At 71.0% G+C, this 19,807-nt stretch carries 17 protein-coding genes; 7 read left to right on the forward strand and 10 right to left on the reverse strand.

The window, feature by feature from the left end; genetic code table 11:
* Positions 1 to 147: 147 nt before the first annotated feature.
* From B7767_RS07465 to B7767_RS07480, 4 genes are all read right to left on the reverse strand, one after another.
* Entirely contained in the window at positions 148 to 1,500 is a 1,353-nt protein-coding gene (locus tag B7767_RS07465) for a hypothetical protein (RefSeq protein WP_085571462.1), read from the reverse strand.
* Between the two features lie 389 nt (positions 1,501 to 1,889).
* Complete coding sequence (locus tag B7767_RS07470; protein ID WP_085571463.1) at positions 1,890 to 2,324, reverse strand: VOC family protein; 435 nt, start codon at positions 2,322 to 2,324, stop codon at positions 1,890 to 1,892.
* 99 nt (positions 2,325 to 2,423) lie between these two features.
* On the reverse strand, positions 2,424 to 3,242 hold the full coding sequence (locus tag B7767_RS07475) for an SAM-dependent methyltransferase (RefSeq protein ID WP_085571464.1): 819 nt from the start codon (positions 3,240 to 3,242) through the stop codon (positions 2,424 to 2,426).
* A 111-nt stretch (positions 3,243 to 3,353) separates the two neighbouring features.
* Positions 3,354 to 3,974 carry a TetR/AcrR family transcriptional regulator gene (locus B7767_RS07480; RefSeq protein WP_085571465.1) on the reverse strand — a complete coding sequence of 207 codons (621 nt, stop codon included), beginning with the start codon at positions 3,972 to 3,974 and terminating at the stop codon, positions 3,354 to 3,356.
* A 235-nt stretch (positions 3,975 to 4,209) separates the two neighbouring features.
* Between B7767_RS07480 and B7767_RS07485 the strand changes: the two genes are divergently transcribed.
* From B7767_RS07485 to B7767_RS07505, 4 genes are all read left to right on the forward strand, one after another.
* Positions 4,210 to 5,187 (forward strand): tetratricopeptide repeat protein, encoded by a 978-nt coding sequence (locus tag B7767_RS07485; RefSeq protein ID WP_085571466.1) that lies wholly within the window; start codon positions 4,210 to 4,212, stop codon positions 5,185 to 5,187.
* A gap of 707 nt (positions 5,188 to 5,894) precedes the next feature.
* Positions 5,895 to 6,488 (forward strand): DUF6230 family protein, encoded by a 594-nt coding sequence (locus tag B7767_RS07495; RefSeq protein WP_256923348.1) that lies wholly within the window; start codon positions 5,895 to 5,897, stop codon positions 6,486 to 6,488.
* A 188-nt stretch (positions 6,489 to 6,676) separates the two neighbouring features.
* Positions 6,677 to 7,255, forward strand: coding sequence for a DUF6114 domain-containing protein (locus B7767_RS07500; protein ID WP_085571468.1), 579 nt, complete (start codon positions 6,677 to 6,679; stop codon positions 7,253 to 7,255).
* Entirely contained in the window at positions 7,245 to 8,534 is a 1,290-nt protein-coding gene (locus tag B7767_RS07505; RefSeq protein WP_085571476.1) for a hypothetical protein, read from the forward strand. Before B7767_RS07500 ends, B7767_RS07505 begins: the two co-directional genes overlap by 11 nt.
* 117 nt (positions 8,535 to 8,651) lie before the next feature.
* On the opposite strand, the gene pyk is transcribed toward B7767_RS07505, so the two are convergent.
* The 3 genes from pyk to pta form a co-directional block, all read right to left on the reverse strand.
* Positions 8,652 to 10,079 (reverse strand): pyruvate kinase, encoded by a 1,428-nt coding sequence (gene pyk / locus B7767_RS07510; protein ID WP_085571469.1) that lies wholly within the window; start codon positions 10,077 to 10,079, stop codon positions 8,652 to 8,654.
* Positions 10,080 to 10,152: 73 nt separating this feature from the next.
* Positions 10,153 to 11,364 carry an acetate kinase gene (locus B7767_RS07515; protein WP_085571470.1) on the reverse strand — a complete coding sequence of 404 codons (1,212 nt, stop codon included), beginning with the start codon at positions 11,362 to 11,364 and terminating at the stop codon, positions 10,153 to 10,155.
* Positions 11,361 to 13,469 carry a phosphate acetyltransferase gene (pta, locus tag B7767_RS07520; RefSeq protein ID WP_085571471.1) on the reverse strand — a complete coding sequence of 703 codons (2,109 nt, stop codon included), beginning with the start codon at positions 13,467 to 13,469 and terminating at the stop codon, positions 11,361 to 11,363. The genes B7767_RS07515 and pta overlap by 4 nt, the downstream gene beginning before the upstream one ends.
* Positions 13,470 to 13,671: 202 nt before the next feature.
* Between pta and B7767_RS07525 the strand changes: the two genes are divergently transcribed.
* A complete protein-coding gene (locus tag B7767_RS07525) occupies positions 13,672 to 14,697 on the forward strand; it encodes an ATP-dependent 6-phosphofructokinase (RefSeq protein WP_085571472.1) in 1,026 nt (341 codons plus the stop codon).
* Between the two features lie 318 nt (positions 14,698 to 15,015).
* A complete protein-coding gene (locus tag B7767_RS07530; protein WP_107485877.1) occupies positions 15,016 to 17,319 on the forward strand; it encodes a peptidoglycan recognition protein in 2,304 nt (767 codons plus the stop codon).
* Between the two features lie 292 nt (positions 17,320 to 17,611).
* Here the strand turns inward: B7767_RS07530 and B7767_RS07535 are convergent, their stop codons facing one another.
* The 3 genes from B7767_RS07535 to B7767_RS07545 all read right to left on the reverse strand — a co-directional run bounded on the left by B7767_RS07535 (position 17,612) and on the right by B7767_RS07545 (position 19,001).
* Positions 17,612 to 17,854 (reverse strand): hypothetical protein, encoded by a 243-nt coding sequence (locus tag B7767_RS07535; protein WP_085571473.1) that lies wholly within the window; start codon positions 17,852 to 17,854, stop codon positions 17,612 to 17,614.
* Between the two features lie 87 nt (positions 17,855 to 17,941).
* On the reverse strand, positions 17,942 to 18,133 hold the full coding sequence (locus tag B7767_RS07540; protein WP_085571474.1) for a hypothetical protein: 192 nt from the start codon (positions 18,131 to 18,133) through the stop codon (positions 17,942 to 17,944).
* Between the two features lie 16 nt (positions 18,134 to 18,149).
* On the reverse strand, positions 18,150 to 19,001 hold the full coding sequence (locus B7767_RS07545) for a helix-turn-helix transcriptional regulator (RefSeq protein WP_085571475.1): 852 nt from the start codon (positions 18,999 to 19,001) through the stop codon (positions 18,150 to 18,152).
* Between the two features lie 283 nt (positions 19,002 to 19,284).
* On the opposite strand from B7767_RS07545, the gene B7767_RS07550 reads away from it, so the two are divergent.
* On the forward strand, positions 19,285 to 19,791 hold the full coding sequence (locus tag B7767_RS07550) for an ATP-binding protein (protein ID WP_256923349.1): 507 nt from the start codon (positions 19,285 to 19,287) through the stop codon (positions 19,789 to 19,791).
* The last annotated feature ends 16 nt before the right edge of the window (positions 19,792 to 19,807 follow it).

Below are 19,807 nucleotides of genomic sequence, written 5' to 3' on the forward strand. Positions count from 1 at the left end.
GGGGGCGGCCGCCCCCACCGTCGTGACGCCGGTCGGAGGTTTTCCGGGCGGGGAGCCGGTGTCCTGCTCCGGGACCGCGCGGAAGGGAGACCGCCGTGGTCCGCGGTCCTGATCCGGGCCACGGCGACGTCCGTGCCGGGGGCCGGGTCAGCGGCGGGTGATCTCCACGGTCACGTCGGCGGAGGCCGCGGTGTGCCAGGCGTCACCGGCGTACGTCACGCCGTACCTCACCTGACCGGTCCTGCGCGGCGTGTCGGTCACGGCGAAGGTGCCGTCGGCCGCCACGGTGACGGTGCCCAGCGAGGTGCCTTCCGGAGCGGCGGCGTCGTAGCGCTTCACCGTGACGGTGGTGCCGGGAGCGAAGGAGGCCGCCGGGGCCAGGGTGCCGGTGACGGTCAGCTGCCGGTACCACCTGCTGGTCGGGGGCGCCTGGAGGGCAAGGGTGGTCTGCACGGTGGTGGCGACCTGCCGCGCGTGGAACCGGAGTCCCATGACACCGGTCTGCTGTGTCACGGCGAAGACCCGGCTCCCGTCCGGCGCCCAGGCCAGCCCCTCGTCCACCAGCCTCTCGGTGTCACCGCCCAGCTCGACCGCGGTCAGCGGAGCGGGAGCGCCCGGCGCGTAGAAGGACAGGTCCGGCACGTCGACGCTGTTGTTGGAGTTCCCTCCGGCCACCGTGCCGTCGGGTGCGACGGCGACGGCCAGGGGGGAGGGCGAGGCCGCGGGGGCCGCCTGGTCCGAGAGGTCGTCGAGGCGGAAGGTCTGATAGCCGGGCGATATGAGGGCGGCCACGACGACGCTCCGGCCGTCGGGTGTCACGTCCAGGTCCCGCAGACCGTTCATCTCGGTCCCGGAGAAGACCCGTCGGGCGGTCACCTCGGGTGATCCGCTGCCCACGTCGTACACCGTGAGGGTGTTGACGTTGGGGTTGTTCGTGCCGGCCACCAGCACGTCGGGGTCGGCGGGGGAGGCGACGAGCTCCGCCGCCCAGTCCAGCGAAGAGTCCAGACCGAGCTCGATCACCGGCTCGGCACCGGACACGTCGACCGACCCGAGGTCCCCGGTGACGCCGTATCCGAACCACAGCTTCCCGCCCGCGAAAGCCAGGCTCCACGGGGCGGTGTCCTCGCCCACGAAGTACCGTGCGGTCTCCGTCAGCGTCGCGGTGTCGTACGCGACGATGGTGTCGATGTCCCGCGCGGCCACGTAGAGGGTCCGGGAGTCGGGCGAGAGGGCCAGCCCGCCGGCGCCCGGCAGGCCGCTCAGCCAGGTGCTGTTCCCGCCGTCGTAGTCCGTCACCACGACCCGGCCGTCCGCTCCCGCGGGCATGCTGAGGAAGACCTGCCGGTTGCTCCCGTCGACCTCCATGTCGGCGAGGGAGTACAACGGCAGCGGCACGCCGCCCGCCGCGAACGCCGGGGCGGCTCCCGGAACGGTCAGCAGCAGCGAACCGAGGGCTGCGGTGAGCGTGGTGCCCAGCGCCCGTCTGAGTATGCGCAAGGTAGTGCCCTTCTGTGTCCCATGCATCACGTCGGCACACCGGTTGGACGACCGGAGGGGACGGCGCGGGGCGCCGCCCGCCAGGATTCTGCGGCGCGGAGCCACTTGAATCACGGCGGCACACCGGTCGGACGACCGGAGGGAAAGGCGCAGGGCGCCGTCCGCCGGGATTCCGCGGCGCGGAGCCGGGAATCCGGAACTCCGTGTCCGCGGCTCGACGCGCGCCCCCGCCCGGTTCCGCGCGTGCCGCGGTGACCGCCCCGCACGGCGGGGCGGTACGGAACCCGCGACCGGTGCCGATGAGCGGCGAGCGGGTCACCCGGCCGGCCTCCGCCCCACCGGGGCACCGCGGCAGGGCGGACGGTTCCCCGTCTCGCCCCGGAAGACGCTCAGTCGAGACAGAACTCGTTGCCCTCGATGTCCCGCATCACGATGCACGACTCGTTCTCCTCGTCGGCGTACAGCGTGCGTTCGTGCACCGCGCCGAGCGCGACCAGCCGTGCACACTCGGCCTCGAGCGTGGCGAGGCGCTCCTCGCCCACGAGCCCGGTACCGGCCCGCACGTCGAGGTGCACCCGGTTCTTGGCGGCCTTGCCCTCGGGGACGCGCTGGAAGTACAGGCGCGGGCCCACACCTGTGGGGTCGACGCAGGCGAACCACGAATCCCGCTGCTCGGAGGGCCGCGACTGCTTGTAGTCGTCCCAAGTGGCGAACCCCTCCGGCGGAGGCGGTACGACGTACCCCAACACCTCGCACCAGAAACGGGCGAGGCGCTCGGGCTCGGCGCAGTCGAAGGTGACCTGGAACTTCTTGACCGATGCCATCGAGGCACCGTAGCAAGGGCTTTGCCGCTCGTTCCCCGGTGGGGATCCGGCGGCCGGCGGGGCCCGTTCGACACGAGCGGGCCCCGCCGCGCGACCGGGTCACGGCTTGCGGGCCACCGCGCCGTACAGCGAGATCACCGCGTGCTCGTCGACCGTCTCCCCGACCGCGAGTTCGGGATGCCAGTCGGTCAGCTGGACCAGGCCCGGCTCCACCGGCTCCAGGCCCTCGAAGAAGCGGGCGATCTCCGCGCGACCGCGCGGCGCGAGCGTGACGCCGCCCGCCCGGTACATCTCGACCCCGCGGCCGACCGCCTCGGGGTCGAAGTCGGCGGTGAGCTGCGACAGGACCAGGTAGCTGCCGGAGGGCAGCGCCCCGACGAGCCGCGCCACCAGCCCGTACGGGTCGTCCTCGTCGCCGAGGAAGTGCGTCAGCGCGACGAGGGACAGCGCGATCGGCCGGCCGAAGTCCAGCTTCTCGCGGGCCTGTTCCAGGATGCGGCCGGGCTCGCGCACATCGGCCTGGACGTAGTCGGTGACGCCCTCGGGGGTGCTGCGCAGCAGCGCCTCGGCGTGCTTCAGGACGATCGGGTCGTTGTCCGTGTAGACCACGCGGGACTCGGGCGCGATGCCCTGCGCCACCTGGTGCAGATTGGGCTCGGTGGGGATGCCGGTGCCGATGTCCAGGTACTGGCGGACGCCCGCCTCACCGGCCAGCCACCGGGTGACCCGCTGCATGAACCAGCGGTTGGTGCGGGCGACATGCTGAGCCGTGCCGTCGACGCCCATGATCTGCCGGCCCAGTTCCTCGTCGACCGGGTAGTTGTCCTTGCCGCCGAGGAACCAGTCGTAGACCCGGGCCGGGTGCGGCCTGGAGGTGTCGATCCGTACGGCGGCGGGTTCGGTCCCTGTCCCGGTCATGTGGCCTCCCTGGCTGCTCGGCGTCCCCGCGCGTTCCGGTGCGGGACGATCATCGATCCTCGCAGCGCGCCGGAGGCGGTGACAGGCGACTACCGGCCGACCGTGGCCGGTTCAGGGCCCCGGGGCGGCCAGGCCCGACAGCAGGACCCGGGTGAAGCCGTGCACCCACTCCTCGTCGGCCGGTTCCGCGCTCACCAGGGTGCGGTGCACCACCGCGCCGGCCACCATGTCGAAGATCAGGTCGACCGTGCGCTCCGCCTCCCGCGCGTCGGACTCGGGCGGCAGCTCGCCCCGCGCCTGCGCCCGCGCCCGGCCGGCGAGGACGAGACGCTTCTGCCGGTCCACGATCGAGGCGCGGATGCGCTCGCGCAGGGCGTCGTCGCGGGTGGCCTCGGCGACCACCGCCATCAGGCCGTTGCGGGCCTCCGGGCGGGCCAGGATCGCGGCGAACTGGAGCACCACGCCCTCGATGTCGGCGGCCAGCGAGCCGCGGTCGGGCAGGGTCAGCTCGTCGAAGAGTTCCGCTACGGCGTCCACGACCAGTTCGTTCTTGCCCGCCCAGCGCCGGTAGAGGGTGGTCTTGGCGACCCCGGCGCGGACCGCCACGTCTCCCAGGGTGAGCTTGGACCAGCCCAGTTCGACCAGGGCCGCACGGGTCGCGGCCAGGATCGCGGCGTCCGCGGCGGCACTGCGCGGGCGCCCGGTGCGACCGGCTGGGGTGCGGCTCTGCATGGCACGACGATAACGGCGGATTCCGTGCGGTCGCGCGTGAGGGAGATCACCGGGGCGCCCTGTTCAGCGGGGACCGGACGGTATTACGCTACGACCCGTAGCGAAAGCACCCATGACCGGCGTGCCCGAGCGACGACCACCGGCGCGGGGTGGGGACCCGGCGTCAACGGCACACGTACGCCTGGCTTTCCCGGGCGTTTTCACACACACGCGGAGTACGGGGGAGGATAGACGCATGCAGCCACGGAACATGTCCATGAGCGGAGTCGTCGACCTCGCCGCGGTGAAGGCGGCCCAGGAGGCCAAGGCGAAGGCGGAGCAGGCGCGCGCGGAAGCGGCCCGGCAGGGCGGCGGAGGCGCCATCTCCCCGGCCGATCTCGTCATCGACGTCGACGAGGCAGGCTTCGAGCGCGACGTCCTGCAGCGGTCCACCGAGGTCCCGGTCGTCATCGACTTCTGGGCCGAGTGGTGCGAGCCCTGCAAGCAGCTGAGCCCGCTGCTGGAGCGGCTCACCGTCGAGTACAACGGGCGCATCCTCCTCGCCAAGATCGACGTCGACGCCAACCAGATGCTGATGCAGCAGTTCGGGATCCAGGGGATCCCGGCGGTCTTCGCGGTGGTGGCCGGACAGGCGCTGCCGCTCTTCCAGGGGGCCGCGGGCGAGGCGCAGATCCGCCAGACCCTGGACCAGCTGGTGCAGGTCGGCGAGCAGCGCTTCGGCCTGACCGGCCTCGACGTCGACCCCGACGCCGTGCCGGGCGGCGCCGCCCAGACCGCTCCGGCCGAGGCCGTCGGCCCGTACGACGCCCTGCTGGAGGCCGCCGTTCAGGCCCTGGACGGCGGTGACCTCGCCGGTGCCGTCCAGGCGTACAAGAACGTGCTCGCCGACGACCCGACCAACCCCGAGGCCACCCTGGGTCTCGCCCAGGCCGAACTGCTCCAGCGGGTGCAGGGCCTGGACCCGCAGCAGGTGCGCAAGGACGCCGCCGAGAAGCCGGGGGACGCCGCCGCGCAGATCGCCGCCGCCGACCTGGACCTGGTGGGCGGTCACGTCGAGGACGCCTTCGGCCGGCTCATCGAGACGGTGGGGCGCACCGCGGGCGACGACCGCAACGCCGTACGGGTGCGGCTGCTGGAGCTGTTCGAGGTGGTCGGCGCCGACGACCCGCGCGTGGTCGCCGCGCGCCGGGCACTGGCGCGGGCCCTGTTCTGAGCCACCCGGGCGCCGTTGCCCGATTCCGGCTGTTTTGCCGGGGGTTCGGGTGTGTGGGGCCCGAGTTGCCGTTCGGTTCACGGATGCCGGTGCGGCCGCGCTTTGCCAAAACTTGGTAATCGCGGCCGCTGTTACTGCCAGTAAGTCGCAGGCGTTGTTCTGTCGTGTTCTGTCCATCGATCAACGGTTTTGTACGGCACGTGCGGTGAACCCAGCGTCGCCGCGCGGCGCCGACGGGTCGTCGCGGGGTTACCCGGCCGTTACTAGCGAGTAACGAACCCCCTTGTGTCGAGGGCGAGAATGGACCACGATCGGCGACGCTCGGTCCATTACCCGTATCCCGGCAGCCGGTCGGGGCGCGGGAACTCCTGGGTCCCCACCGAGCAGAACCGGCGGCAGTGACGCCGGTTCTTGGACAGGGGGGTCTTCGCCCACCCGGCGAAGCCTGTCCGGCAGGGTTGTGCGTGATGCGTGTCAGGCGCGACCAGTGGTTGTCGCTCGGGGGTGATCGCCGGTGATCGGGCGCGTCGTACGCGCCGTCGAGCTCGGGCGCTCTCCTTCCCGAGGACGTAGCACTTCTCCCATCTCTGCCCGGCCGGGCCGCCGTTCAAAGCGGCGGGTCGGAGCAGGAGATGTACGTCCGAGAAGGAGGAAATATGGAGTCCCAGGTGCGTGGCGGGACCAGATGGAAGCGGTTCGCTGTGGTCATGGTGCCCAGCGTGCTCGCTACGGCGGCGGTGGGTGTCGGCCTGGCGCAGGGCGCGCTCGCGGCGTCGTTCAGCGTGTCCGGCCAGCAGTTCAAGGTGACGGCCGATCACCTGCACGGTGACGGTTTCGCCCAGTACGGCGGAATCGACACCGTCTACACGTCGACCGAGGGCAACAAGAAGACGCAGGTCCCGGTCGCCATCTCGTCGTTCGACGACGCGACGATCACCAAGATGTGCCAGTCGGTGGCGACGAAGATCCCCGTCCTCAACAAGACGATCTACCTTCGTCTCGAGGCGGGTAACGACGCCAAGAAGCCGGTCAAGGCCAAGAACCTCTACATCGACGTCGCCCAGCTCGACGCCGATGCGACGTTCAACAAGATCGACATCGGCGTGGCGGTCAAGGACAAGACCCGCGGTCCCGCCGTCAAGGAGGGCGAGAGCGCGCTGCCGGGCGGCTTCGCCCAGCAGGCCGAGTCGGCCGACCTCTACGGCGTCGAGCAGACGGCGTGGGCGACCACGGCCGGCACGTTCACGCTGAACGGCCTGTCGATGCGTCTCGGCACGGACGCCAAGATGGAGTGCTACTAGACGGTCTCCGTCACCGGGGTGTTCCGAGGTAGCTGAGCTGCCCCGGGGGGCGGGGAAGTCGTCGTTTCCCCGCCCCGCCGCCCGGCCGGTCCGCGTGCCGGGCCACCCTCACAGACCCACACTTCCGGCTTCTCCACGCCTACGGCCGAGCCGGTACGTACTTCCCCCGGACCCAGGGAGCTTTTTCCATGAGTGCCGAGACTCCGGTCCAGAGCGCCGGGACCTTCACCCGGCTGCGTCTGCGATTCCGCGACTGGCGGGGCACCCGGCCGTTCTGGGCCGGTCTGTTCACGCTGCTGGGCGGCATCCCCATCGCGTACTTCCCCTACGCCACGCTCAAGCTGGGCCACATGTCGCTCGCCATGGCGACGACGGCCGGCGCCGGGTCGCTGATCATCGGCGTACTGCTGGTCACGCTGGGCCTGACCATGTGGTTCCAGTCGGCCACCCGGGTCTTCGCCGGCGTCGCCGCGATCCTGCTGGCCCTGGTGTCCCTGGTGGTCTCCAACATAGGCGGCTTCCTGATCGGCTTCCTGCTCGCGCTGGTCGGTGGCGCGCTCGCCCTCTCCTGGGCGCCGGGCGAACCGCCGGTCGAGGCGGCGGGGGAACACGACGGCGCCGACGCGCCCACGGGCGAGGCGGCGCCGGAGGGCACGCCCCAGGACCCCGCCGTGGCGCCGCAGTTCCCGGCCGTTTCCTTCGAGAAGGGGGAAGAAGACGGTGAGGCGGACGGCGTCCGGGCCGCAGGGGGGCACCGTGTCGGCTGACGAGGTGCGCGGGCCGCGACACGCGGCCCCGAAGAAGCCGCTGTTCACCAGGTTCCACGTGCCGAGCGGCAAGGCGATAGCCCTGGCGGCGATGCCCACGGCGGTCCTCATGGGGATGGGGTTCACGCCGACACTGGCCCTCGCCGACGGCAACGACGGGGCGCCCACGGCGAACAGCCTGACCGTCGACGAGTACCAGGCCTGCCTGGAAGTCATCAAGGAGGCGGAGAAGGACGACGCCTCCGCGTCGCCCACGCCGTCCGCGTCGGCGAGCGAGAGCGCGTCCGCGGACGAGGAGCCCTCGGCGGAGACCTCCGACGAGCAGAAGGCCCCCGAGGCGGACAAGGACACGGACAAGGACACGTCCTCTTCGTCGGATTCAGGTTCCGACGACAAGGACGAGCCGGCGCCCGCGCCCTCCGCCCCCGCCGCCGAGGACACGGCCGAGCCCGAGCCGGAGCCCTCGGAGGAGACCGACCGCAACCTCCTTGAGGGCCTCGGGGACGCCCTCAAGGACGTCTTCACCCCGAAGGAGAAGGAGGCCGAGGCGAGTCCCACTCCGACCCCGTCCGCCTCCGCCTCCGCCTCCGCCACGGAGGACGCGGCCGAAACCGCCGAGAAGACCACCGAGAAGGTCACCGAAGCGGCCGAGGACACCGCGAAGGACGCCACCGACAAGGCGACGAAGGCCGCGGAGGACACCGAGGAGACGGTCGAGGAGGTCACCGAGGAGGAGACCCCCGCGGCCCCCGAGGCCACCGCCTCCCCCAGCCCCTCCGAGTCGGCCGAGATCGACCCCGAGGACTGCCCGGTCGCCACCGACGCCGAGGGCGGCGTCGACAACCGGATCCTGCTGCCCGACGACCCCTGGACCCTCAACGCCAGCTCGCTGCTGCTGAAGGGCGCCTCGTACGAGGGCATCGTCGAGGTGCGGACGGCGAGCGGCGGCACCAAGAGGGTGCTGAAGTACGTCATCTCCGGCGGCACCGACATCGGGGACCTGCACCAGACGGTCAAGGACACGCAGTCCGGCGCCACCCACCACGTGCAGGCGGCCAAGGGATCGACGTCCACCATCCGCGACGGCGACACCGTGATGTACACCGAGAGCATCTCCGGCAACCTGCTCGGTCTGATCCCGGTCACGTTCGACCCGGAGAACCCGCCGCCGCTCGACATCCCGCTGATCTACTTCACCAAGGTGACGGTGAAGCAGGCCGGCCAGTTCGGCGGCACCCTGCACGTCCCCGGGCTGCAGCAGTACATCACCACCGGCTGAACACCGCCGAGAAGGCCGAACGCCGTCAAGAACCCCCCCGGGAGCCGCAACACACACCGAGGGCGCCCCCTGTGAGACCACAGGGGGCGCCCTCGGTGCCGTACGGGCCCCTTACGGTCAGCCGGTCGCCTCGCCCAGGTGGTGGACGCGGACCATGTTGGTGGTGCCGGGGACGCCGGGGGGCGAACCGGCCGTGATGATCACGGTGTCGCCCTCGTTGAAGCGGTTCAGCTTGAGCAGCTCCTGCTCCACCAGCTCGACCATCTCGTCGGTGCTGTTCACGAACGGCGCGACGTACGGCTCCACGCCCCAGCTGAGCGCGAGCTGGTTGCGGGTCGACTCGTCCGTGGTGAACGCCAGGATCGGCTGGATGGCGCGGTAACGGCTCAGCCGCCGGGCCGTGTCGCCGGACTGGGTGAAGGCCACCAGGCCCTTGCCGCCGAGGAAGTCGGCGATCTCGCAGGCCGCGCGGGCCACCGAACCGCCCTGGGTGCGCGGCTTCTTGCCCGGCACCAGCGGCTGCAGGCCCTTGGAGAGCAGCTCCTGCTCGGCCGCCTGGACGATCTTCGACATCGTCCGCACGGTCTCGATCGGGTACGCGCCCACGCTCGACTCGGCCGACAGCATGACCGCGTCGGCGCCGTCCAGGATCGCGTTGGCCACGTCGGAGGCCTCGGCGCGGGTCGGACGGGAGTTGGTGATCATCGACTCCATCATCTGGGTCGCCACGATCACCGGCTTGGCGTTGCGCCGGCAGAGCTCGATCAGGCGCTTCTGCACCATGGGGACCTTCTCGAGCGGGTACTCGACGGCCAGGTCGCCGCGCGCGACCATGACGGCGTCGAAGGCCGCCACGACGGACTCCATGTTCTCCACCGCCTGCGGCTTCTCCACCTTGGCGATGACGGGGACCCGGCGGCCCTCCTCGTCCATCACGCGGTGGACGTCGGCGACGTCCTTGGCGTCCCGGACGAAGGACAGCGCGACCAGGTCGCAGCCCATCCGCAGGGCGAACCGCAGGTCCTCGATGTCCTTCTCGGACAGCGCGGGCACGTTCACCGCAGCGCCGGGCAGGTTGATGCCCTTGTGGTCGGAGATGACACCGCCCTCGATGACGATCGACTTCACGCGGGGGCCGTCGACCTCGGTGACCTTCAGCTCGACGTTGCCGTCGTTGATCAGGATCTGGTCGCCCTTGGCCACGTCACCGGGCAGGCCCTTGTAGGTCGTTCCGCAGATCGTCTTGTCGCCCGGGACGTCCTCGGTGGTGATGGTGAACTCGTCACCGCGCACCAGCTCGACGGGACCCTCGGCGAAGGTCTCCAGGCGGATCTTCGGGCCCTGGAGGTCGGCGAGGACACCGATGGCCCTGCCCGTCTCCTTGGCGGCGGCACGGACCCGGTCGTACCGGCCCTGGTGCTCGGCGTGCGAGCCGTGGCTGAAGTTGAAGCGGGCCACGTTCATGCCGGCTTCGATCAGAGCGACGAGCTGCTCGTGGGAGTCGACCGCGGGGCCGAGAGTACAGACGATTTTCGAACGGCGCATGGGGCGATCCTATCGGTTTGTTTCGCTACGGAATATTCCGTCTGGCGGAAGATACAAATGAGAAAGTCCCTGCTCAGCTGTCGCTTCCGACCAGTGCGTATGTCTGCTGGGCGATCTCCATTTCCTCGTCCGTCGGTACCACCGCGACCGCGACCCGCGCGCCCTCGGGCGAGATCAGCCGCGGACCGCCGCCGCGTACGGCGTTGCGCCCGCCGTCCACCGCCAGGCCCAGCCCCTCCAGGCCCGCCACGGCCGCCTCCCGCACCGGGGCGGCGTTCTCGCCGACCCCTGCGGTGAAGGCCACCGCGTCCACCCGTCCGAGAACGGCGTAATAGGCGCCGATGTACTTCTTCAGACGGTGAATGTAGATGTCGAACGCCAGCTCCGCCTGTTCGTCACCCTCGTCGATCCGGCGCCGTATCTCCCTCATGTCGTTGTCACCGCACAGTCCGACCAGACCGCTCTTCTTGTTGAGGAGAGTGTCGATCTCGTCGGCGGACATTCCGCCAACACGCATCAAATGGAAGATGACGGCCGGGTCCATGTCTCCGGACCGCGTACCCATCACGAGCCCCTCCAAGGGCGTCAGCCCCATGGAGGTGTCCACGCACCTCCCGCCCCGCACGGCCGAGGCGGACGCCCCGTTGCCCAGGTGCAGCACGATGACGTTCACCTCCTCGGGCGCCTTCCCCAGCAGCTCGGCCGTCGCCCGGGAGACGTACGCGTGCGAGGTGCCGTGGAAGCCGTAGCGGCGGATGCGGTGCGCGTCGGCGGTCTCGACGTCGATCGCGTAGCGGGCGGCCGACTCCGGCATCGTGGTGTGGAAGGCGGTGTCGAAGACGGCGACCTGCGGCAGGTCCGGGCGCAGCGCCATGGCGGTGCGGATGCCGGTGAGGTTGGCCGGGTTGTGCAGCGGCGCGACCGGGATCAGCCGCTCGATCTCGGCCAGCACCCGGTCGTCGATCACCGTCGGCTCGGTGAAGTGCTTCCCGCCGTGCACCACCCGGTGGCCGATCGCGGCCAGCTCGGGGGAGTCGAGCCCCAGCCCGTCGGCGGCCAGCTCCTCGGCCATCGCCTTCAGGGCGGCGTCGTGGCCGGCGACCGGGCCGGTCCGCTCCCGGGTCCCGCCGCCCGCCGCGAGCGGGGTGTGCCGGACGAGGGAGGTCCGCTCACCGATCCGCTCGACCAGACCGGAGGCCAGCCGGCTGCTGTCGCGCATGTCCAGCAGCTGGTACTTCACCGACGAGGAGCCGGAGTTGAGGACGAGGACACGGGACGGGCTCACTGGGCGGCTGCCTTCTCGCTCGGGGCCGGCGACGGGACCGGGGACTGGGCCTGGATCGCCGTGATGGCGACGGTGTTGACGATGTCCTGGACCAGGGCACCCCGGGACAGGTCGTTGACCGGCTTGCGCAGACCCTGGAGCACCGGGCCGACGGCGATGGCGCCGGCCGAGCGCTGCACGGCCTTGTAGGTGTTGTTGCCGGTGTTCAGGTCGGGGAAGATCAGCACCGTCGCCTGCCCGGCCACCTCCGAGCCCGGCAGCTTGGTCGCCGCGACCGACGGCTCCACGGCCGCGTCGTACTGGATCGGCCCCTCGATCCGCAGATCGGGCCGGCGCGAGCGCACCAGCTCGGTGGCGGCGCGCACCTTGTCGACGTCGGCGCCCGTACCGGACGTGCCGGTCGAGTACGACAGCATCGCGATCCGCGGCTCCACCCCGAACCGCGCCGCCGTGACCGCCGACTGCACGGCGATGTCGGCGAGCTGTTCGGCGTCCGGGTCCGGGTTGACCGCGCAGTCGCCGTAGACCAGCACCCTGTCGGCCAGGCACATGAAGAAGACGGAGGAGACGATGCCCGCGTCCGGCGTGGTCTTGATGATCTCGAAGGCCGGCCGGATGGTCGCCGCCGTGGAGTGCACCGAACCGGACACCATGCCGTCGGCGAGCCCTTCCTCCACCATCAGCGTGCCGAAGTAGTTGACGTCGGAGACGACGTCGTAGGCCAGCTCCACGGTGACGCCCCGGTGGGCGCGCAGCGCCGCGTACTTCTCGGCGAAGGAGTCGCGCAGCTCGGAGGTGGCCGGGTCGATCAGCTGGGTGTCGCCGAGGTCGATGCCGAGGTCGGCGGCCTTCTTGCGGATCTGGTCCACGTCGCCGAGCAGCGTCAGCTCGCACACGCCCCGGCGCAGCAGCACCTCGGCCGCGTGCAGCACCCGCTCCTCGACGCCCTCGGGGAGCACGACCCGGCGCAGGTCCGAGCGGGCCTGCTCCAGCAGCTTGTGCTCGAACATCATCGGGGTGACGCGGTCACTGCTGGGCGCGGAGACCCGCTTGGTGAGGTCCGCGGTGTCGGCGTACCGCTCGAAGAGGCCGAGCGCCCGCTCCGCCTTGCGCGGGGTGGCCGCGTTCAGCTTCCCCTCCAGGGAGAACAGCTGCTCGGCGGTGGGGAAGCTGTTGCTCGGCACCGAGAGCACCGGCGTGCCGGGCGCGAGACGGTCGGCGAGGGTGAGGATGCGCTCGCCGGGCACCTCGTCCAGGGTCAGCAGCACCCCGGCTATCGGCGGGGTGCCGGCGCTGTGCGCGGCCAGCGAACCGACGACCAGGTCGGCGCGGTCGCCCGGCGTGACGACCAGGCAGCCCGGCGTCAGGGCGGCGAGGAGGTTCGGCAGCATGGCCCCGCCGAACACGAAGTCCAGGGCGTCGCGGGCGAGCCCCGAGTCGTCGCCGAGCACCACCTTCGCGCCGAGGGCGTGGACGATCTGGGAGACGGTCGGGGCGGACAGCGCCGGCTCGTCGGGCAGCACGTAGCAGGGCACCGGCAGCCGGGTGGCGAGCCGCCCGGCGATCTCGTCCCGCTCCTCGACCGCGACCCGGTTGACCACCATGGCGAGCACGTCGCAGCCCAGGGTGTCGTAGGCGCGGTAGGCGTTGCGGGTCTCGGCGCGCACCGACTCGGCGGTCTGCCTGCGGCCGCCGACGACCGGGATCACGGAGGCGCCGAACTCGTTGGCGAGCCGGGCGTTCAGGCTGAGCTCGTCCGGGAGCTGGGTGTCGGCGTAGTCGGTGCCGAGGACGAGGACGACGTCGTAGTCGCGGGCGACCCGGTGGAACCGTTCGACAAGGGTCGACACCAGCTCGTCCGTGCCCTGCTCGGCCTGGAGGGCGGACGCCTCGTGGTAGTCCAGGCCGTAGACGGTCGACGGGTCCTGGGTGAGCCGGTACCGGGCGCGCAGCAGTTCGAAGAGGCGGTCGGGCCCGTCGTGCACCAGGGGACGGAAGACGCCCACCCGGTCGACCTGCCTGGTCAGGAGCTCCATGACCCCGAGTTCGACGACCTGGCGGCCGTCGCCGCGGTCGATACCGGTCACGTACACGCTGCGGGTCACGCGCGCTCTCCGTTTCGTCGAGGGCCGCAAGGGTCTTCGGCGGGGCCACAAAAATCGCCCACCCAGGTGAGCGGACCCCTCTTGACAATACCTCCGGCGCTGGCTAGGGCGCTCACCCGTACGGCGTCGGCGGGGCCCGGGGGGACGTGAAACAATCGGGACTGACTCACCGGTATCGACAGCGACCAGGAGACTCGGCACGATGCGCATAGGAGTACTCACCGCAGGCGGCGACTGCCCTGGACTGAACGCAGTGATCCGGTCGGTCGTGCACCGGGCGGTCGACAACTACGGCGACGAGGTCATCGGCTTCGAGGACGGCTACTCGGGCCTGCTCGACGGCCGCTACCGCACGCTCGACCTCGACGCGGTCAGCGGCATCCTGGCCCGCGGCGGCACCATACTGGGCTCCTCCCGGCTGGAGCGCGACCGGCTCCGCGAGGCCTGCGAGAACGCCTCCGACATGATCCGCGACTTCGGCATCGACGCGCTGATCCCGATCGGCGGCGAGGGCACGCTCACCGCGGCGCACATGCTGTCGGAGGCGGGCCTGCCGGTGGTCGGCGTCCCGAAGACGATCGACAACGACATCTCCTCCACCGACCGCACCTTCGGCTTCGACACGGCGGTCGGTGTGGCGACGGAGGCGATGGACCGCCTCAAGACCACCGCCGAGTCCCACCAGCGCGTGATGGTCGTCGAGGTCATGGGCCGGCACGCGGGCTGGATCGCCCTGGAGTCCGGCATGGCCGCCGGCGCCCACGGCATCTGCCTGCCCGAGCGTCCCTTCGACCCGGCCCAGCTGGTCAAGATGGTGGAGGAACGCTTCGCCCGGGGCAAGAAGTTCGCGGTGATCTGCGTCGCCGAGGGCGCGCACCCGGCCGACGGCACCATGGACTACGGCAAGGGCGAGATCGACAAGTTCGGCCACGAGCGCTTCCAGGGCATCGGCACCGCCCTGGCGTACGAGCTGGAGCGCCGGCTCGGCAAGGAGGCCAAGCCGGTCATCCTCGGCCACGTCCAGCGCGGCGGCGTGCCCACGGCGTACGACCGCGTCCTCGCCACCCGCTTCGGCTGGCACGCGGTGGAGGCGGCGCACCGGGGCGAGTTCGGCAAGATGACGTCCCTGCGGGGGACCGACATCGTGATGGTGCCGCTGGCGGAGGCGGTCACCGAACTGAAGACGGTCCCGAAGGACCGGATGGACGAGGCGGAGTCGGTCTTCTAGGCCGGGTGTGCCGGAGGGCGGGAGGGTTCTTCGCCCCGCCCGCATCCTGTCTCTGTTCGACGAGGGGAGCGTTCCTCCCGGCGTGACCCCGCTTGTGCGGGGTTCCACCAGGAGGAACGCTCCCCTCGCGCTGCCGGAACCGGCCCCGCTGTAGGCGAAGTTCCACGGCAGCCCCCGGGGGGTATGACCTGGGTTACAAATCCCGTGCTGTCGTACAACCTTCACCCGTTCGTGTGGGTCTCTCGTGTGCCGCCTGTCCGGGCGGCGGGCTCCTGCCCCGTTCTTCCCTCCTCACGCAGAAGGACCACGCGAACCGACATGCGCACACCACGGCATTTCTGGAAGGCGTCCGCGGTCGTCGCGGCCGGCCTGTCCGGGGCACTCGTCCTGCAGGCCGTGACGGGACAGGAGAGCGGCGGCTCCCACGCCGGCGGTGCGCCGGGGCCCGTCACCAGCAAGGCGGAGACCACCGCGCTGCGGGTCTCCGGGGACGGGACCTCCGCCTCCCTGGGCAAGCGGGACACCGGGCCGTTCAGCATGCTCGGCGTGACCTGGTCCGACCCGTCCGCCCGCGTCGGCGGCACGGTCGAGGTCCGCACCCGGGCCGCCGGTACGCAGGAGTGGTCGCGGTGGCTGACGCTGGACGGCGACAGCGGCCAGGGCGAGAGCGGCGCCGCGCGCGGCGGTACCGAACCGGCGTGGGTGGGCCCGTCCGACGGCGTCGAAGTACGGGTCGACGGAAAGGACTCGGCCAGGCTGCCGAAGGGCCTGCGACTGGACATGGTCGACCCCGGCAGCGGCGAGGTCACCGCGCTGGAGCCGGCGGCGTACGTGGCCGAAGGGGCCGAGGAGAGCGAGCAGCCCACCCCCTCGACCACCGAGCCGGAGACCGGCACCGGCACCGAGCCGCAGCCGGACGCCACCGCCCCGGAGACTCCCGCCTCCGAGACGCCGCCCGAGCCGTCCCCCTCCGAGCCCTCGGCGTCGGAGCCCTCGGTGACCGAGCCGTCGGTCCCCGTCACGCCGTCCGCCCCGGACACCTCCTCGCCCACCGCCTCCCCCACCCCTTCGGTGAGCGTCCCGCCCGCGCCGCCGTCCACCGCGCCGCGCCCGCCGATCACCTCCCGCGCCGCCTGGGGCGCGGACGAGACGATCAGCCCGGAGGAGCCGGGCTACCTGCCCGGCGAGAAGATCAAGGCGGTCGTGGTGCACCACACCGCCGAGTCCAACGACTACACCTGCGCCCAGGGCCCGGCCGTGGTGCGCGGCATCTACGCGTACCACGTGAAGCAGCTGGGCTGGAAAGACCTGGGCTACAACTTCCTGGTCGACAAGTGCGGCACGGTCTACGAGGGCCGCAAGGGCGGAGTCGACCGGCCGGTGATGGGCGCCCACGCCTACGGCTTCAACAGCGAGACCACCGGCATATCCGTGCTGGGCACCTACACCTCCACCGCGCCCTCCACGGCCGCCATGACCTCCGTCGCCCGGATCGCCGCGTGGAAGCTCGGCCAGTACGGCGTCGCCCCCACCGGCACCGCCACCCTCACCGCCGGCGACAGCGGCCGCAGCTACTCCGGGAAGACCTGGGCCAAGGGCGCTCAGTTGACCCTGCCCGCGATCCACGGCCACCGCGACGGCTACAACACCCAGTGCCCCGGTGACGCCTTCTACAACAAGCTCGCCACCGTCCGCACCTGGGCGGGCGGACCGGTCTCGGGCCTCACCCTGAAGTCCGTCACCGGCGGCAGCACCTCCGGCACGACCACCTACACCAAGGCCGCCATCACGGTGAACTGGTCGGCCACCACCCCGGCCGCGCTCATCTCGAAGTACGAACTCCTGGTGAACGGCAAGACCGTGGCCACCACCGCCGGCACCGCCACCTCCGCCAAGGCCACCCTGGCCGCCGGCACCCACCAGGTGGCCGTCCGCGCCGTCCACCAGTCGGGCAGGACGACCACCACGGCGGCCGCGACCGTCGTCGCCGAGACCACCGCCCCCACCTTCACCACCAAGCCGAACCTGGCCCTGCGCACCGGCACGGTCAACACCGCCGCCGTTCCGCTGACGCTGAAGTGGAAGGCCGCCGACGGCGTCGCGCTGAAGGAGGTCCGGCTCACCGCCCCGACCGCCAGGACCTACGGACCCACGACCACCAGCGCCAACCACACCGCCAAGTCCGGCGCCGCCACCACCTGGTCGATGAAGGCCTACGACCGGGCCGGCAACACCACCACCGCCTCGGTCGCCGGCACCCCGGTCATCCTCCAGGAGAGCTCCGCCACCAAGTCCGGGAAGTGGACGACCAAGTCCTCCTCCAGCTACCTCGGCGGCAAGTCGTACACCAGCTTCACCAAGAACGCCTCGCTGAGCTGGACCTTCACCGGCCGCTCCGTGGCCTGGACCGTCTCCCGCGCCACCACCTCCGGCCAGGCCCACGTCTACGTGGACGGCAAGAAGGCCGCCACCGTGGACCTGAAGTCGTCCACCACCAAGTACCGCGACGCGATCTGGACCAAGAACTGGAGCAGCAGCGCCAAGCACACGGTCAAGATCGTCGTCGCCGGCACGAGCGGCCGTCCGGCCATCACCACGGACGGCGTCGTCTACCTCAAGTAGCGTCCCCTCCGCCCTCGGCGGACCACGACGGCCCGGGGCCCGACCGCGCACGCGCGGTCGGGCCCCGGGCCGTCGAGTGGAGTGGTGAGGGCCACCCGTGCCCACTCACACCGTGATGACGCCGATCGAGGGCTGTCCCGGCAGGTCCAGGGCGGCGTGAGAGCGGACAGCGTCCCCCTGTGGCTTTTCGCCCGGCGGACTTGATCCGGGCTTACATCCCGTCGTCACCGTCGACGTACAGGGACAGGCACGAGAGTGCCTCCGGCCTGCACCCTGGCCTTGAGGCGTTTGCTCACCATTCGGATTCCGCCCGCCTCGTCGCCTCGGCGCTGACCGGTCCGAACGCGCGCTCGTCGGCCTCGACAGCTTCGCGCAGCTTGGCCATGGCGAGCCACTGCTCCAGTGCCTCGGAGACGACGGCCGAGAACCCGGACTTCCCGGTCCGGACCTCGACCTCCTTCATCAACGACTGCGGCAGAGAGACGGACCGCTTGCCGGCCCGCTCCGGTGTGGGGGAGGCGGCGTGAGTGCTCATACCCGGAACGTAGCGCCGCTGGTAGGAAAATTCCTCTTGCGAACTCTTGCAGGTGAGGGGAGCGGTGTGTGGTGAGGTGGAGGGGGGTCAGAGCAGGTGGTCTGCTTTGCCTGCCTTGATGTCGCGGATGAGGGTGCGGAGGGCTTCGCGGGTGTCGGTGAGGTAGTGGTCCTCCTGGCCGGCGACGGCGATGTAGGCGTTGCCTCGGGGGTCGGTGCCTATGCGGAAGCAGTTGTTGCCCTCGGCGCAGAAGGGGTCTTCCCAGGTGATGTCGGCCATGAGGTCCTCTCGGAGGTCAGAGCTGTCGGGCGATGGAGTGGATGAGGTCGCGTGAGCCCTGTGGGCTGAGTGTGTGGTCCTGCCACCAGTCCATGTGGATTTGGTACTTGGCGAGTTGGGCCTCGGAGTGAGTGAACTCGCCACCGTGGGCGGAATCCAGCTGAACGGTGTCGAGCCGGGGGACCGGGCCGTGGGCGTAGAGCACGGCGTGCCCGGCGCCGGGGAAGGCGCCGGCTTCGACGGGGAGCACGCGCAGTTCGACGTTGTCGCGCTCGGAGACCTGGCAGAGGTGGTGCAACTGCTCGCGCATGACGCGACGCCCGCCGAACTGCATCCGCAGGGCCCACTCGTGCACATACGCCACGTACTCGACGGGACCGTCGCGGTCCAGAACCTGCTGACGCCGCAGGCGCTGTACGACGCGGAGTTCGACTTCGGAGTCGGGCAGGGGCGGAAGCGCCGCGGCGAAGATGGCACGGGCGTATTCGCCGAGTTGCAGCAGTCCCGGCACGTGTACGGTCTGATAGCTCCGCAGCAGGGTTGCGAACCATTCCAACTCGGCGACGTCCAGCAGTCCTTGAGGGAGACTTCCCCGGTACTGCTGCCACCAGCCACGCTTGCCCACGTCGGCCATGGCGACCAGGGCTTCGACGTACCGCTCGTCCGCACACTCGTAGTTGCTGGCCAGTATGCGGATCCGCTCCGGTGAGATGGCCCGGACGCCCGACTCCATGTTGGACACCTTCGTGCGGTCCAGCCCCAGCAACCCGGCGGCGTACTCCGTGGTCCGCCCGGCAGCGAGGCGCATTCTGCGCAGCTCAGCACCCAGGCGCCTCTGACGTTCCGTCGGCGCGGGCCGTGTCGGCATCAGTGCCCTTTCTCCATGGCTGATGGGGCCAGTCTGCACTGCGTGCGTCGCACGAGTCCAATATGAAGTGGGCAATGTGAAGTAGTAGGTGGCACCTGTGCCCCTTCGAGTCGTACAGTCAGTGATGAGTCGCTTACGTTCCGGTGCCATTGGAAGCGCATCGCGCGAGCCTGCCCGCACGCTCCCTCCCTGGGAGGGGCGGGTCCGCGTCAGGGAGACAGGCCATCACTGGTCGGGGTGCCAGCACGTCATCGAATGTCCGCAGTCAGCAAGGGAGTTGCTCATGCCCGCGTCCGCAGCCGGGACCGTCTTCGCCTGTCCCGTCTTCGCCGAGGAGACGGACTTCGTGCCGTCCTCGCCCGACACGCTCACCTACAGCCTCACGCTGCCCGCCAAGCCGACCAGCTCGCGGATCGCACGGGTCGCGACACGGGCCGCGCTCCAGGGGCACGGACTGGAGGACATGGCGGACGCGGTGGTGCAGGTGGTGGGAGAACTCATTGCTTGCGCTTGCCGGTTCACGCCCGGAGGCGAGATGTACGTGTCGCTGCGGTACCGGGAGGGAGCACTGCGGGTGGTGCTCTACGACGGGCACCGGCGGCACGAGCACCCTCGGCTGGTCGAGGCCTGCGATGCGCGGAGGCGGGTGGCGTTGCGGGTGCTGGGGTGTGTGGTGCGGGAGTGCGACGGGGAGTGGGGGTTCGGGGAGGCGCGGGAGCCCGGGGGCGGGACGCGGATGTGGGCGGTGGTGCCTTGGCGGGGGGCTCGGGGGTATGCGGGGGTGGAGTGAGGACTGGGGAGTTATT

This window comes from Streptomyces sp. 13-12-16 (assembly GCF_002114215.1).
GTDB lineage: Bacteria > Actinomycetota > Actinomycetes > Streptomycetales > Streptomycetaceae > Streptomyces.

What these genes read in the sequence shown, in the direction of transcription:
- B7767_RS07470 (WP_085571463.1), bottom strand. Translation starts at nt 2,324, where the DNA reads ATGGCATCGGTCAAGAAGTTCCAGGTCACCTTCGACTGCGCCGAGCCC.
- B7767_RS07475 (WP_085571464.1), bottom strand. Translation starts at nt 3,242, where the DNA reads ATGACCGGGACAGGGACCGAACCCGCCGCCGTACGGATCGACACCTCC.
- B7767_RS07480 (WP_085571465.1), bottom strand. Translation starts at nt 3,974, where the DNA reads ATGCAGAGCCGCACCCCAGCCGGTCGCACCGGGCGCCCGCGCAGTGCC.
- B7767_RS07485 (WP_085571466.1), top strand. Translation starts at nt 4,210, where the DNA reads ATGCAGCCACGGAACATGTCCATGAGCGGAGTCGTCGACCTCGCCGCG.
- B7767_RS07495 (WP_256923348.1), top strand. Translation starts at nt 5,895, where the DNA reads ATGGTGCCCAGCGTGCTCGCTACGGCGGCGGTGGGTGTCGGCCTGGCG.
- B7767_RS07500 (WP_085571468.1), top strand. Translation starts at nt 6,677, where the DNA reads ATGAGTGCCGAGACTCCGGTCCAGAGCGCCGGGACCTTCACCCGGCTG.
- pyk (WP_085571469.1), bottom strand. Translation starts at nt 10,079, where the DNA reads ATGCGCCGTTCGAAAATCGTCTGTACTCTCGGCCCCGCGGTCGACTCC.
- B7767_RS07525 (WP_085571472.1), top strand. Translation starts at nt 13,672, where the DNA reads ATGCGCATAGGAGTACTCACCGCAGGCGGCGACTGCCCTGGACTGAAC.
- B7767_RS07530 (WP_107485877.1), top strand. Translation starts at nt 15,016, where the DNA reads ATGCGCACACCACGGCATTTCTGGAAGGCGTCCGCGGTCGTCGCGGCC.
- B7767_RS07535 (WP_085571473.1), bottom strand. Translation starts at nt 17,854, where the DNA reads ATGAGCACTCACGCCGCCTCCCCCACACCGGAGCGGGCCGGCAAGCGG.
- B7767_RS07540 (WP_085571474.1), bottom strand. Translation starts at nt 18,133, where the DNA reads ATGGCCGACATCACCTGGGAAGACCCCTTCTGCGCCGAGGGCAACAAC.
- B7767_RS07545 (WP_085571475.1), bottom strand. Translation starts at nt 19,001, where the DNA reads ATGCCGACACGGCCCGCGCCGACGGAACGTCAGAGGCGCCTGGGTGCT.
- B7767_RS07550 (WP_256923349.1), top strand. Translation starts at nt 19,285, where the DNA reads ATGCCCGCGTCCGCAGCCGGGACCGTCTTCGCCTGTCCCGTCTTCGCC.